The sequence below is a fragment of the Alteromonas lipotrueae genome, assembly GCF_019249215.1.
Taxonomy (GTDB): domain Bacteria; phylum Pseudomonadota; class Gammaproteobacteria; order Enterobacterales; family Alteromonadaceae; genus Alteromonas; species Alteromonas lipotrueae.
Map to the genome: position 1 here is coordinate 48159 of NZ_JAESDI010000002.1, position 14860 is coordinate 63018.

Below are 14860 nucleotides of genomic sequence, written 5' to 3' on the forward strand. Positions count from 1 at the left end.
ATGCCCCTAACATGATAAAGTTGTGATATAAGCAAATATGGCTGAAAAACGTAATATCTTTTTGGTTGGCCCAATGGGTGCTGGCAAAAGCACCATCGGTAGACACCTAGCAGACGAACTTCACCTGGATTTTTATGACTCCGATCAGGAAATAGAGCGCCGTTCTGGTGCTGATATCGCCTGGATCTTCGACCTTGAGGGCGAAGATGGATTCCGTGCGCGTGAAGAAAACATCATCAATGATTTAACAGACAAGCAGGGTATCGTGCTTGCCACTGGTGGCGGTTCAATTGTAACCAAAGCAGTTCGTAATCGTTTGTCTGCACGAGGCATTGTTGTTTACTTGCAAACTACGATTGACAAGCAAGTTGCTCGAACACAGCGCGATAAGCGTCGCCCTTTACTTCAAAACAACGATCCGGAGCAAGTACTTCGCGATCTTGCTGATTTGCGTAATCCTCTTTACGAAGAAGTTGCAGATTATGTAGTTGATACTGATGACCAATCTGCTCGCGCAGTGGCTAACCAGATCATTAGTAAAATCGGTTTATAAATAAAATAATTAGGAGGTGCTACGCCCATGTCAACTTTAACTGTGGAACTTGGCGAACGTAGCTATCCTATACATATTGAGGCCGGGCTGCTTAAGCAGCCTGGCCTTTTTGTGCCTTATATAAAAGGCCCATTAGCGGTTATTGTCACCAACGAAACCGTGGCGCCTTTATATCTTGATGCAGTGAAAGCCGCATGTGGTAGCAAGCAAATCGAAACCATTGTCTTGCCTGACGGTGAACAATACAAAAACCTTGAGCAATTTGAGGTTGTCATGACCCACTTGCTTGAAATCAACGCTGCACGCGATACCACCCTTATTGCATTAGGTGGCGGTGTTATTGGCGATTTATGTGGTTTTGTTGCTGCAACGTATCAACGCGGCGTCCCCTTTATTCAAGTGCCCACTACCCTACTTTCTCAAGTAGACTCTTCTGTTGGCGGTAAAACCGCGGTTAATCATCCGTTGGGTAAAAACATGATTGGCGCTTTTTATCAGCCAATCTTAGTCGCCATTGATACGCAATCATTGTCTACGCTACCTCCCCGTGAATTCTCTGCAGGTATGGCGGAAGTCATAAAATACGGCATCATTTATGATGAAGCCTTTTTTTCTTGGCTTGAAGCGAATGAGCAAGCGCTAAAACAGCTTGATGAATCAACCCTTAATGTCGCCATTAAACGTTGCTGTGAAATTAAAGCGGAAGTGGTTGCTAAAGATGAACGTGAAGGTGGACTGAGGGCTATTTTGAACCTGGGTCACACCTTTGGTCACGCAATCGAAGCTGAGCAAGGTTACGGTAACTGGTTACATGGCGAAGCCGTGTCAGCTGGTACTATAATTGCTTGTATAGCAGCAGAGCAGTTAGGTTGGTTTACAGCGTCAGAAACTCGTCGCGTACGTTCACTCTTCGAGGCATTTTCACTTCCAGTGGAAGGCCCTAGCACAATGAGTAAGCCGGATTATGTTAAGCATATGAAGCGCGATAAAAAAGTAGAAGCAGGTAATATTCGTTTTGTGCTGCCTAAGAATATGGGTAATGCAGTCGTCACTAAAGACGTCACTGACGATATTCTTACTGAAATTCTGCGCTAGTCGTTTACTGGCGCATACCTAACTAACACCAACATTCGTTTTTTGCTAGCCCTTTTACGCAGGTATTGGGCTTTATGGGGTTATTGCGCATGCACAGTGAATTGCATGAACGTCTTGAGTATTTAGTTAATTATTCCTCTCAACTGGTTTTTGTCAGTGGCGACTCTATTGCAGAGCAACAGCAAACCCTTGAAGCCTTCGTTTACCAGCAGCATGACGATACTGAAATAGCATATTTAACTGCTGAGTCTAATATGGATATTTCTGACTACCGTGGTCAGTTATGCCGTCAGTTGTTAGGTCAAGTAGTAGGCAGTTTTGTACGCCCTCTTAACGAACTTTTATCCGCACTTAACATCCATGAAGGGCCAGTACTCATTGCTATAACGCAAGCCGAGCACATGCCCGACAAACTGCTTCAAGAACTATGGGATTTGGTGTTACAAAGCCGCTTTGCGGGTAACAAGCAGCATTTGAATGTATTGCTATTTGCCACAACCGAGTGGGCTGAAAATGCCAAAAAGTGGCTCCCAGCCAAAAATACCGATACGCCATTGCTTATTAGTAGTCAGTCTATTTCTTCAAATCTTCAAGGTTCAAAGTCTCAAGGCTCTGAACTAGATAGGATGATTTCCCAGCGCAGAGAAGCGTTTCAAGCTCACCTTGATAAACGAAACCTTCCTATCGAAACGACCCCGTCAAATCCACTTACCTCTACGGGGTTCTATATTGCTATTGCCTTAGTTTTCTTAATAACCTTTGGCGGGTTGGTTACCTGGCAATATGGCGATTCAATATCGTCATTATTTTCACCTATTGCACAACCGTCTATGCCTTCTGAGTCTGAAAATGTGATACCAGGCTCTGCTTTTAGCAAGGTTGCAGACAATCAAGCTGAACAGCCTATTGCCTCAATCACAGACAATGAGAGCAATGTAGAACTGGTGACTGACTGGAAAGGTGCCGTTTCCTCGCTTAATGGCGACGCAACAGATAGCGTTTTAATAGACGGCTCTGCTGAACAGACTACGCTTGTAGTAGATTCAATAGTGCAAAGCAGTAACCAAGATTCTCAGCAAAGTGGATTGTCTAATGAAGTTGACAATAACGCGCCTTCATTGAGCAAATCTGATACCAATACACCACAGCCCACTGAAAATGACACTAAACAAACCGCCACGGCTCAACAAGGCAACGCGCAGGCACAAGTTCAACCTCAAAGCGGTGATGAGACAAGCAGTGAAGGCATTACCTCCACCAAGGCAGAAATGTTACGCCCCAACATGGTTTTACCCAATGACTTTGTCATTCAAATGGTCGGCATTAAAGATAAAAACGTTGTTCGACAATTTATTGCTCAGAATAACCTACATGCCGTTACTCGTCAGTATGTGACTACACGGTATGGCGGTGATTGGCACGTGGTGGTCTTTCATCAGCCATTCAAATCATTAACACAAGCTCGTGCGGCGCTGTCCGCGTTGCCCGATTACCCGACTAAGAACGAAGCGTTCATTAAACGTGGGCAGCAAATTCTAGACGAAATGGCACTGGTAGCTGGCGAATAATAGTACGTTGTGCCCATTGTACTGACTTCAAACAAAAGAAAAGCCGTCAGCTTTACTTTTCATGGTTGTTCCATCGTATGAGGAAAGATACAATCTATCTTTAGCGTGGTATTGCGAAGTAATTGCAACGCCACTCCCCAGAATTACGCCAAACTCGGCGAGTACCGGATTGACAACCGTCTATATTCCGTGCAGGTAGTAACGTTTACGCATGATGCAGAAGAAAAACCGGGCCTTTTTAAAGTGGGCCGGTGGCAAGTACAGCCTAGTAGAGCATATTCAGGCAAGGTTACCTCAAGCAAACAAACTTATTGAACCGTTTGTAGGCGCGGGGTCAGTGTTTCTGAACACTCAGTATAAGCGGTATTTGCTGAACGACATCAACCCTGACCTTATAAACCTGTACAACTTCTTAAAAGTTCAGCCCGATGCCATCATCCACGACGCACGCAGTTTCTTTAACGGCGAACGTAACGATGAGAAAATGTACTATGCATTGCGAGAAGAATTTAATGCAACCGAAGACGAGTACTACCGAGCTATTTTGTTTCTATACCTCAATAGGCATGGGTACAATGGATTATGTCGCTATAGTTTAGCGGGCAGGTTCAACGTCCCTTTTGGCCGCTATAAAAAGCCTTACTTTCCTGAGCATGAAATGTTTGTGTTTGCAGAAAAAGCCCAAAAAGCCACGTTCACTTGCTTACCTTTTGAAAAAGTATTTACTCGCGCTCGTCGTGGAAATGTCATTTATTGTGACCCACCCTATGCGCCTATTAGTAAAACAGCTGCGTTTACGAGTTATGCGGCACGCAGTTTTGGGCAAGACGCGCAAGAAAAGTTAGCTGAACTCGCGATGCGATCAGCAAAAAAGCGGGGAATTCCTGTATTGGTATCAAATCACGACTTGCCACTTACTCGCACCTTGTACAAGGGCGCAGATTTCAGCATGTTGTCAGTAAAGCGCTCCATTAGTCAAAATGGTGCTACTAGAAAGCCTGTAGATGAAATTTTGGCGTATTTCCCGCCTAGCGCAGTAGCAAAAAAGCCAAAACGAAATCAACGCAAAAGTATAAAATTAGAAAAATAGCTAATAACCAGTTAGCCATTTCACAAACATCATTAACGATATCACCATCATGGCAACGAGAACTATGCCAATGATCAAAAAGCTGACAAAGGTTCCTTTCGTAAAATCACGCTCGTAGTTTTTATGGCTTTGCACACCGAAAACACCCGCGACAACACTCATAAGCACTGACCAAAAGCCGGTACCCGGTTGTTGACTCATTACTGATAAGTCTTTTGTTGGCAAGCGGCAATGTTACTTGCTGTCATCGTCATGAAGCAACTCAAGCAAGTCGAGAAAATGGAACTGAAATGAGGGTGACTTTCCAGCAATCCATGAAAGCCAACTGACTTCAGCAACGCCATCTCTGTGCCTGGCACACTGATTTTGCACATGGCTAGCGGGTAACTTAGGATTAAAACTAGAAGAAGGTTGAAACTCGCACACTGAGGCTTCCGAGCCCGAACGTGGATAGACCGCTACGCTAACTAGCGCAACCATGCCGCATACTGCATAAAATGGAAGTACTTTCATCCTGAACACTCCTTACGCTATTTTGCTTTGAACATCATTATAAATAAAACCTTATTAGTCACAAGATAATATTCATTAATGATGAATATAATTACTATTTCCAACAGTAAAAAAAACCTGACACATACGCATCAGGCTTTTAATTTTAAACATCAATAACAATTAATTCATTGTTTTTGATGTCATTTATCAATTTACAGTTCGAAGTCCATGCTATAAGCAACAGTAAACTTAACTGAATCGTTATCTAACGAATCATCATCACCACTGTCATCTAAATCAGTACCCGTTACTGCGAAGCTAAATCCGTCTTTGGCAATAGAAACACCCCAGTCTGCGTAACCGCCAACTACACCGTTGAAGTCTTCTGCAAAGTCACCTTGATGGTAACCAACATGGAAACCAAGTTCCGAGCCATTTAGCACTTCCATACCGTAGTCTAGAGAAACATAGGTAGCTTCACCAAAACCGTAATCGCGATTGGTAGGCTCATCTGCTTCAGTGTGAGCAAGTACAGAAAGAGTAAGACTTAACCCGCCCATACCCACTGAGCCATATACTTCAGCAAAGTCAAAGTTTGCTGCAGCATCATAGTTGTAGTACAGGTAACCAACATCATAAGAGATGTCGCCAGACTCTCCTGAGAAACCGAAATACATATCGTGTTCGTACGAGTAATTATCATCTGAACCGTATTTCACGTTTGATGCCCAAGTACCTGCGTAAAAGCCGCTTTCGTTTGCGTAATCAATTCCGCCCTGAACTGCAGCTTCATTCATTGTTTGAGTTAGACCACGCCAAATATAGTTACTTGTTGCACCAGCGTTAGCAGTAACTTCTGCGTAAGTAGGTAGCGCAGTAAACAGGCAAGCTGACGATACTGCAACAGCAAGCAATGTGCTTTTAGTAGATAATTTCATGTGTGTGTTCTCCAGTAAATTCCAAAACTTGTTTTAATTAATTTTTCTGTCTTGATTTTTCTTATATTTGGGTTGGATTACGCAAGAGTGATGCCCACTTAATGCACATATACCAGCTCTCACAGAAAATACATAAGCAATTGATTTTATTACAAGTAAATTAAATAAAGTTATTTGGAAGAAAATTAACGTCTAAGATAAGTGCACAGAAATGCACCAAAAAAAGGCAGGCTCACCAATAGAGTGCGATTAATTTAATCTTTTGTATCCCTTCTATTTACTTACTCGTAACACAGCGGCGAATGCAATCAGCGCTGTTTTCAACTGCTAACTTTCGGTAAACTTCCCCCTTTACCACGTGCATCGCCTCGTAAATAGGGAAAACTGATGAAACCATTTTTGATTGCCCCCTCAATTCTGTCTGCCGACTTTGCGCGACTAGGAGAAGAAGTAGAGAACGTACTGAGCGCAGGTGCCGATGTGGTCCATTTTGATGTAATGGATAATCATTATGTGCCCAACCTCACATTTGGCCCTATGATATGCGAGGCGTTAAAAAAGTACGGCATTAGCGCACCTATCGATGTACACCTGATGGTGAAACCGGTTGATGACTTAATTGAAAAATTTGCTGATGCAGGTGCCAGTTATATTAGTTTTCACCCTGAAGCATCAGAGCATATCGACCGGTCACTGCAGCTTATTATTGATGCAGGGTGTAAACCAGGTTTAGTCTTTAATCCTGCTACGCCTTTGCATTATCTGGATCATGTCATGGACAAGTTGCACCATATCCTTATTATGTCGGTCAATCCGGGGTTTGGTGGGCAAAAATTTATTCCCAGCACATTAGATAAAATACGCGCCGTTAAGCAGCGAGTACTGGAAAGTGGTCACGATATAAGAATAGAAATTGACGGTGGCGTAAAAGTCGATAACATTCGCGCCATTGCTGAAGCTGGCGCTGATATGTTCGTAGCCGGCTCTGCTATTTTTTCCGAGCCCGATTATCGCGCAGTTATTGATGACATGCGCACTGAATTATCTCGTCTTTCTAAGGCGTAACTAAATAACGTTAACGTACAGGTACACATTATGAGTAACAAGCCTATTGTATTAAGTGGCTGTCAGCCTTCTGGACAACTTACCCTTGGTAATTACATGGGTGCGCTTAAGCAGTGGGTTTCCATGCAAGACGATCATGACTGCCTATACATGTTGGTCGATTTACATGCCATCACAGTTAGGCAAGACCCTAAGCAATTGTTTGAGGCCTGTCTTGATGGATTGGCGTTATACCTAGCTTGCGGTATTGACCCAGAAAAAAGCACCTTATTCGTTCAGTCTCATGTGCCTCAACATGCCCAGCTTTCATGGGTACTCAATTGCTACACGCAAATGGGTGAGCTAAATCGCATGACTCAATTTAAAGATAAGTCAGCGAAAAACGAAAACAATATTAATGTTGGCCTTTATGGCTATCCGGTATTAATGGCAGCAGATATCCTAATGTATCAAGCTGATAAGGTACCTGTTGGCGACGACCAAAAACAGCATCTTGAACTTACCCGTGATATCGCTAACCGCATGAACAACTTGTACGGCGATATTCTACGTGTACCAGAACCTCATATCCCAGAGTTTGGTGCCCGTATCATGAGCCTACAAGAACCAGAAAAGAAAATGTCGAAGTCTGACGTTAACCCGAACAACTTCATTGGCTTGCTTGAAGATCCTAAAAAAATCACCAAGAAAATTAAGCGTGCGGTAACCGACTCAGACGAACAAGCAAACATTTACTTCAACCCACAAGAAAAGCCAGGGGTATCAAACCTGCTTACCTTATTGTCATTATCGACAGGAAAGTCGATAGATGAATTAGTACCGGCCTACGAAGATAAAATGTATGGTCATTTGAAGGGTGACGTAGCTGAAGCAGTAGTGGGCCTGTTAGAGCCAATTCAGCAACGCTATGCCGATATTCGCACCAATCGTGACTACTTAAACGATGTTATGCGAAATGGCGCTGAAAAAGCATCAGCCCGCGCAGAAGAAACCCTTAAGAAGGTTTATGAAGCCGTTGGTTTTATCCCAAAACCTTAATGAATGTTTTATGGAACAGGTTAGGTTGTCGTGTTGCTGTTAATTGACAATTTCGATTCATTTACTCACAACCTGGCCCGTTACCTTACTGAATTAGGTGCATGCGTTAAGGTGGTAAGAAGCAATGCCCTTAGCATAGCCGATATAGAAGCCTTATCACCGAGTCATTTAGTGATTTCACCTGGCCCCTGTACACCTAATGAGTCGGGTATCAGCTTAAATGCAATCAGGCACTTTGCTGGGAAGATCCCAATACTTGGCGTGTGCTTAGGCCATCAAGCCATTGGCCAGGTTTTTGGGGCCTCTGTTATTGGGGCAAGAGAAATTAAGCACGGCAAAACGTCTGCGCTCTTTCATAAAGACCGAGGCTTATTTAGCGGGTTTGCGCAAGGTTATGCGGTAACCCGCTATCACTCGTTAGTGCTTGATGAAAGCCACTTGCCCGAAACCTTAAATATAGATGCATGGTGCGTGACTGATGACGGGGAAAAAGAGATTATGGGCATCTCCCATAAAGCACTCCCTATCTGGGGTGTACAATTTCACCCTGAATCCTTACTGACCGAGTATGGCCACGATATTTTAAGTGCGTTTCTAAACGCCTAGAGCGTAACCCTTATTTATTCTTCCGTGGGTTCAGAATAAACTTAAGCTATATGGCTTCCTGCCGATAAAAAAGTTCTGCAATTATTCGCATTTGGCGTTGTTTTTCTTTACTTTTTATAGGTTAATCAACAAAGCGCCTTTGTTAGTATTTAGATTTAGGAAGTAGGGCGACCCAATGCACGGCATCTATGAACAGACGCACGAACAGTTACTTAGCAGGAGCTACTTTAAGATGACGACCCCAGCATCGACCCCGCCGCCTATCGATGAGCGCTTTGAGAGTCTATTAATTTCTCCAGAGCTCGCGATAAAAATGCTGGGAAAGCGTGGTCCAGGTGAGGTCAGCTTTGAACAATCAGAACAAGGTGACGCCCGCAGACAATTACTGCATGTAGAAAAAGTCGCTATTGAGAATAAGCGCCTAAAAGCCCAATCTGATGCCTCGTATACCGAAACGGTTAACCATTACTTACATGAAGTCTTATTGGGTGAGCTTACTGAGCAGCTATCGTTTACCTCAGATGTTTTCAACAACACATTAAATTTAAGTGATGACACAGGTGCGTTACTCGACGCGCTATCGGTACGCGCAGCATCGGTATCAAAACTAGAGCCTATTGCAGCTAATTTACCTTGGCTTTATGATGAGTTGATGCACGTTGTGAACTCTCCGGCTTTTAGAAGACGGGATTCTAAAGGTAGAGTAATCGTTGTTGAAACTTTCAGAACGGCGCTGAGCTTTTTGGGGATTGAGAATTTACGCTTGCTTATTCCTTCTCTCGTCATAAAGCGCGCCATGCCTCAGGTAACCGACCCCTACCCGTGCATTAAACTCAAACTCACTCAGTTTGCGCACGGCACAGCGGTATCGGCTAGGCATCTCGCGCCACATTACAAACTAAATCCCGTTCAGGCTTATACTTTCGGCATGCTAAGTCAATTAGGTCGCTGTGCCATTATACGGTTGTACTTCAAGCTATTTGATAAGGTGCAGCTTCACCTGTTAACTGAAAGCCAAAAAGACAAAGAACGCATGCGTCATGAAGCCTTATTAAAATTGGCTCCATCGGCGAGTTATCTGATTGCATTACAAGATGAATATGCCGATGCGGTATCCGCCGATCTCATTGACAACATGATGTTGAAACGTTTATTTATTGGCGATGCGATGCGCCAATGTGCCACCAGAGAGCCCTGTGAAGCAGGGTCTTTGCCTAAGCTTCTGCACCAAGCGCGCGCTTATTCGAAAGTAAGAATGCTACATCAATCACGTATGGTTGAAGTGGCAGAAGTAAAACCAATGATTAATGAGCAAGAATATCCATCAGGTGCATTAGAAAAACTAAAATCTGTTGATATTTTCACCCTTCCTTTATCGAGGGACGAAGAAAATAGCTAATTTTTTGTGGATATTCATGCAAATTAGCTAAATGTGCCCTTTTGTCCCCATTTGAACTAAGCCAGATCAACGCGCTCTGGCTATGGGATTAAACACCTAATTCACCTTTTAATTACACTATTCCTAAACAATATGGCTTAGTAGTAAATAGTTATTCACTTTTCTTGCAAATTAAGCCAGAGTCCTTGTATATAAAGGGCTGCAGCCATTCACAAACAAGACAAACACTTAAAAAAATGGCATACTCACCGGTAATTTCGTTTATTTTTCCGCCTGTTCGAGGTCTATTGTACCAACACGGGCGCTTAAAACAGAGGTAACAAAAATGACAGTAACTCGCGCAACGTTTGATGAAGTGATGGTGCCTAACTACAATCCTGCGGGCATGGTACCCGTACGCGGTGAAGGTTCACGTGTTTGGGATCAGGATGGTGCTGAGTACATCGACTTCGCTGGCGGTATTGCCGTGAACGTACTAGGTCATTGTCACCCTGAACTCGTTAAGGCGCTTAACGAACAAGGCAGCAAGCTGTGGCACTTGAGCAACGTATTCACTAATGAGCCAGCACTTCGCTTAGCTTCTAAACTGGTGAACGCCACGTTTGCAGAGAAAGTGTACTTTGCTAACTCAGGCGCAGAAGCCAATGAAGCCGCATTAAAATTAGCTCGTCGTTTCGCATTAGATAACTACGGTGAAGACAAAAACCAAATTATTGCTTTTAACAAAGGTTTTCACGGCCGTACTTTCTTTACCGTAACGGTTGGCGGGCAAGCCGCTTATTCTGATGGCTTTGGTCCTAAGCCGGGCGCTGTTGAGCATTGCGATTATAACGATTTAGCCGCTTTTGAAGCATTAATCTCTGACAACACGTGTGCGGTTATGATGGAGCCGCTTCAAGGGGAAGGTGGTATCATTTCTCCTGATGTTGAATTTATCAAAGGTGTGCGTGAACTGTGTGATAAACACAATGCCTTGCTCATTTTTGATGAAGTGCAATCAGGTGTTGGCCGCACCGGTCACCTTTATGCCTACATGGGCTTAGGTGTAACACCTGACATTCTAACGACCGCAAAGTCGCTAGGTGGTGGCTTCCCGATTGGCGCCATGTTAACGACTACTGCGATTGCCGCACATTTAAAAGCGGGTACTCACGGAAGTACCTACGGCGGTAACCCATTAGCCTGTGCTGTAGCTGAAAAAGCATTTGATATTGTTAACCAGCCTGAAGTACTTAAAGGCGTGTTACACAAAGAAGCCTTGTACCGTGAGCTACTTACAGCCATTAACGACAAGTACGATGTATTTTCTGAAATACGTGGGCAAGGTATGTTGCTTGGCTGCGCATTAAACGAAAAATACCAAGGTCGCGCTCGCGACTTTATGATGGCCGCAACAAAAGAGCATCTTATGTGCTTAATTGCAGGTGCAAACGTCATTCGTTTTGCTCCTTCTTTGGTTATTCCTGATGAAGATATTAAAGAAGGCCTAGCCCGCTTTGAACGTGCCGTTGCCGCGGTTGTGAACGCCGAATAAACGCCAATTTAGCGAGTAGCGAACATGAATATAATTCGCCCTATTAAGCAAGCTGATTACAAGGCCTTGTACGACATTGCCGTAGAATCAGGTATCGGGTTTACCTCGTTACCGGTTAACGATGATCTGCTACATAGAAAAGTCGACCAAGCGCAAGAAGCTTTCACCAAAGCTAACGTGACCCAACCCGGTGATGAGTCGTACCTTTTTGTAATGGAAGATACGACAACCGGTGAAGTAGTGGGTACGTCTGGCATTGAAGCAGCCGTAGGCATTGATGATGCGTTTTACCACTATCATTTGAGTAAGGTTGTGCACGCCTCTCGCGAGCTAAACATTCACAATACGGTTGAAATTCTAACCTTTTGTAATGACTACACGGGTGTTACTGAGATTTGTACGCTGTTTTTAAGAGAGCAGGCCCGTGGTGGAATTAACGGTCGCTTTCTATCGAAAGTACGCTTCTTATTTATGATGGAGCATCGTGAGCGCTTCTCTGAAACTATCATTGCTGAAATGCGTGGTGTTAGTGATGAAGAAGGTCGTTCGCCTTTCTGGGAATGGCTTGAAACGCACTTTTTCTCGATGGACTTCCCAACTGCTGATTACCTAACCGGTATTGGTAATAAGGTGTTTATTGCAGAACTGATGCCTAAATACCCTATTTACGTCAATCTATTGAGTAAAGAAGCACAGGCGGTTATTGGTCAGGTTCATGAAAAAACCCGCCCCGCCCTTCAGTTGCTTGAAGGTGAAGGATTTAGCTGTCGCGGTTATGTCGATATTTTTGATGCGGGCCCTACGGTAGAAGCCAATCTCAGTCATATCCGAACGGCACAATCTAGCTTAAAAATGCCAATTGTTATTGATGACGCGGCGGCGGCACAAGGCCAAACCCACTACATCATAAATACCTCTGTTGCAGATTTTCGCGCGGTAGCCACCGAAATAGGGGTTAACGAAGAGCAAAATATTGCCGTGCTTTCGCGTCAGGCTGCAGCCGCTCTGAATGTGCAAGAGGGCGACCATGTTCGCCTTGCACCCGTAAAGTTCAGAGACTAATTGAAGGACACTTTTTATGTTACATACACATTTTATCGACGGACAATGGGTGACCGGTGAAGGTCACGACCTAGTCTCAATCGACCCCGCTAAAAACCAGATTATTTGGGAAGGTAAGTCAGCCTCCCCTAGCCAGATAGACTTAGCGGTAAAAGCCGCTCGTGCCGCTGCCCCTGTGTGGGGAATGATGACGGTTGAAGAACGTTTAAACATTATTAAGGTTTACGGCGAAAAGCTAGGCGAAGCAAAAGAGCACCTAGCTAAAGTGATGGCAAAAGAAACCGGTAAACCTGAGTGGGAAACCGCCACAGAAGTGGGTGCCATGATGGGTAAAATCGCTATTTCTGAGAAAGCGTATTTCGAGCGTACTGGCAATGTTGAAAACCCTATGCCTTTAGGTAAAGCCTTTATTCGCCATAAAGCCCACGGCGTTGTAGCGGTATTCGGCCCGTATAATTTCCCTGGCCACTTGCCTAATGGCCATATTGTACCTGCCTTAATTGCAGGAAATACTGTGGTATTTAAACCAAGCGACCTCACCCCTATGGTTGCCGAAGAAATGGTTAAGCTATGGGAACAAGCTGGCTTGCCTGCTGGCGTATTGAACCTAGTTCAAGGTGAAGTTGAAACCGGTAAAGCATTAGCGTCGCATAATGGTATTGATGGGTTATTCTTTACCGGAAGTTCACGCACTGGCAAAATTTTGCACGAACAATTTGCGGGTCATCCAGGTAAAATTTTGGCCCTTGAAATGGGCGGAAATAATCCATTAATCGTGAAAGATGTAGCCGATATTGATGGAGCGGTTCACGATATCGTGCAGTCAGCCTTTGTTACGTCGGGTCAACGTTGTACCTGTGCGCGCCGCTTGTTTTTGCCTGCCAATGCACAAGGTGATGCCACATTAGCCCGCCTGCTTGAAGTCACTAAAAATATCAAAATTGATGATTATGACGCAGAAGATCAGCCTTTCATGGGCGCAATGATTTCAGCAAACGCTGCAGCGTCCATGGTAAAAGCGCAGCAAGACCTTGAAGCCTTAGGCGGCAAGGTGCTACTACGATTAGAGCAGCCTGATACCCAGAAAGGTTTCGCCACGCCAGGTATTATTGATGTCACTGGCATGCTGTCTGAATTGCCTGATGAAGAGCACTTCGGACCATTGCTTAAGGTTATTCGCTACACAGACTTTGATGGCGCAATTGAAGAGGCGAACAATACCAGCTTTGGCTTATCGGCAGGACTGCTAGCTGATAATGAAGAAGACTACCGTTACTTCTTTGCACGAATTCGTGCAGGCATTGTTAACTGGAACCGCCCTATCACCGGGGCAAGTAGTGCAGCGCCGTTTGGTGGCATTGGTGAAAGTGGAAACCATCGCGCCAGCGCATTTTACGCCGCCGACTATTGTGCGTTTCCTGTTGCCTCTGTAGAGCTTGAAAAAGTGACCTTGCCGGGCAAGTTAAGCCCCGGTCTAACACTTTAAAGAAACCACTACAGACAAAGCCGCTATCAATAGCGGCTTTATTTATTGGTTTCTATTTATAAGTTTTTATTTACCCTCGCTACACTGGAAAAAAAAGGACACACCCCATGCATAACAACATCGATACGCTCTTTGCCAACATGTGGGACGATTATGTTGCTATTACCCCTTCAGCTCACAAAATTCATGCATTACTTGCCGATGATGAGAGCACGAACAACATTGTTAACGACCATGTTGCTTTTAGGACCTTCGCATTAGATAAAACTACGCTAGAAAAATTGGCCGCGCACTTTCTTGCCCTTGGTTATTCCGAAATGGGAGATTACAATTTCGAAGCGAAGAAGCTAACCGCCAAGCATTTCGAACACCCTGATGACACCAAACCAAAAGTATTTATCAGCGAATTGAGGGTAAACGAACTGTCTGAAAATGCGCAGGCCATAATTCAAAAGCTGGTGGCGCAAATGGATGCCGATGTAGTGACTGCTGACAACTTCCTTTATTCAGGCCGTCACTGGGACATTAGTAAAGCCGACTACGATGCTCTACTTAGTGAGTCAGAATATGCAGCATGGTTGGCAGCATGGGGATTCCGCGCCAATCACTTCACGGTTAGCGTGAATCATTTAGGGCAGACTGATGAGCTTTCAGATGTAAATGCGCGTCTTAAAGAAGCCGGTTTTGTGCTAAACACCTCTGGCGGCGAAATAAAAGGCGGGCCTGAGGTATTCTTAGCGCAGTCGTCTACTATGGCCGACCGCGCTCCTGTGAATTTTTCTGACGAGACCGCTGCCATTCCTAGCTGTTTCTACGAATTTGCTCAGCGCTACGACATGCCTAATGGCAAACGTTACCAAGGCTTTGTAGCAGCGTCCGCTGATAAGATTTTTGAAAGCACCAACGCCAGTTAGATAGTTTACTCTTTAAA

15 protein-coding genes are annotated in these 14860 nt (G+C 44.4%); 12 read left to right on the plus strand and 3 right to left on the minus strand.

From position 1 onward, the window contains the following. Window positions 1-37: 37 nt before the first annotated feature. From aroK to JKP82_RS02005, 4 genes are all read left to right on the plus strand, one after another. Entirely contained in the window at window positions 38-553 is a 516-nt protein-coding gene (gene aroK, locus JKP82_RS01990; protein WP_013785664.1) for a shikimate kinase AroK, read from the plus strand. 27 nt (window positions 554-580) lie between these two features. Then, complete coding sequence (aroB, locus tag JKP82_RS01995; protein WP_159528301.1) at window positions 581-1648, plus strand: 3-dehydroquinate synthase; 1068 nt, start codon at window positions 581-583, stop codon at window positions 1646-1648. Window positions 1649-1722: 74 nt separating this feature from the next. Beyond that, window positions 1723-3216: an SPOR domain-containing protein gene (locus JKP82_RS02000; protein ID WP_246604292.1), complete on the plus strand. Its 1494-nt coding sequence runs from the start codon at window positions 1723-1725 to the stop codon at window positions 3214-3216. A 211-nt stretch (window positions 3217-3427) separates the two neighbouring features. Further along, on the plus strand, window positions 3428-4306 hold the full coding sequence (locus JKP82_RS02005) for a Dam family site-specific DNA-(adenine-N6)-methyltransferase (protein WP_159528299.1): 879 nt from the start codon (window positions 3428-3430) through the stop codon (window positions 4304-4306). Here JKP82_RS02005 and JKP82_RS02010 read toward each other — a convergent pair whose 3' ends face one another. From JKP82_RS02010 to JKP82_RS02020, 3 genes are all read right to left on the minus strand, one after another. Further along, window positions 4307-4507, minus strand: coding sequence for a DUF2970 domain-containing protein (locus tag JKP82_RS02010; protein WP_159528297.1), 201 nt, complete (start codon window positions 4505-4507; stop codon window positions 4307-4309). Between the two features lie 33 nt (window positions 4508-4540). Next, window positions 4541-4819: a hypothetical protein gene (locus tag JKP82_RS02015; protein WP_159528295.1), complete on the minus strand. Its 279-nt coding sequence runs from the start codon at window positions 4817-4819 to the stop codon at window positions 4541-4543. A gap of 194 nt (window positions 4820-5013) precedes the next feature. Continuing rightward, window positions 5014-5739 (minus strand): TorF family putative porin, encoded by a 726-nt coding sequence (locus JKP82_RS02020; protein WP_159528293.1) that lies wholly within the window; start codon window positions 5737-5739, stop codon window positions 5014-5016. A gap of 387 nt (window positions 5740-6126) precedes the next feature. Between JKP82_RS02020 and rpe the strand changes: the two genes are divergently transcribed. The 8 genes from rpe (at window position 6127) to JKP82_RS02060 (ending at window position 14843) form a co-directional block, all read left to right on the plus strand. After that, window positions 6127-6804 carry a ribulose-phosphate 3-epimerase gene (rpe, locus tag JKP82_RS02025; protein ID WP_218395636.1) on the plus strand — a complete coding sequence of 226 codons (678 nt, stop codon included), beginning with the start codon at window positions 6127-6129 and terminating at the stop codon, window positions 6802-6804. 30 nt (window positions 6805-6834) lie between these two features. Further along, the gene (gene trpS, locus JKP82_RS02030) at window positions 6835-7842 is read left to right on the plus strand and encodes a tryptophan--tRNA ligase (protein WP_013785674.1); all 1008 of its coding nucleotides are present in this window, start codon (window positions 6835-6837) and stop codon (window positions 7840-7842) included. A 30-nt stretch (window positions 7843-7872) separates the two neighbouring features. Next, window positions 7873-8448, plus strand: a complete 576-nt coding sequence (locus JKP82_RS02035; RefSeq protein ID WP_218395638.1) for an anthranilate synthase component II — start codon at window positions 7873-7875, stop codon at window positions 8446-8448. 232 nt (window positions 8449-8680) lie between these two features. Then, window positions 8681-9847 carry an HDOD domain-containing protein gene (locus JKP82_RS02040; RefSeq protein WP_218395640.1) on the plus strand — a complete coding sequence of 389 codons (1167 nt, stop codon included), beginning with the start codon at window positions 8681-8683 and terminating at the stop codon, window positions 9845-9847. Window positions 9848-10172: 325 nt separating this feature from the next. Beyond that, window positions 10173-11381 (plus strand): aspartate aminotransferase family protein, encoded by a 1209-nt coding sequence (locus JKP82_RS02045; protein WP_218395642.1) that lies wholly within the window; start codon window positions 10173-10175, stop codon window positions 11379-11381. A 24-nt stretch (window positions 11382-11405) separates the two neighbouring features. Then, a complete protein-coding gene (gene astA, locus JKP82_RS02050) occupies window positions 11406-12443 on the plus strand; it encodes an arginine N-succinyltransferase (protein WP_159528283.1) in 1038 nt (345 codons plus the stop codon). A 16-nt stretch (window positions 12444-12459) separates the two neighbouring features. Continuing rightward, window positions 12460-13929, plus strand: a complete 1470-nt coding sequence (gene astD, locus JKP82_RS02055) for a succinylglutamate-semialdehyde dehydrogenase (RefSeq protein WP_159528281.1) — start codon at window positions 12460-12462, stop codon at window positions 13927-13929. Between the two features lie 107 nt (window positions 13930-14036). Further along, window positions 14037-14843 (plus strand): DUF1338 domain-containing protein, encoded by an 807-nt coding sequence (locus JKP82_RS02060; RefSeq protein WP_159528279.1) that lies wholly within the window; start codon window positions 14037-14039, stop codon window positions 14841-14843. Window positions 14844-14860: the final 17 nt, after the last annotated feature.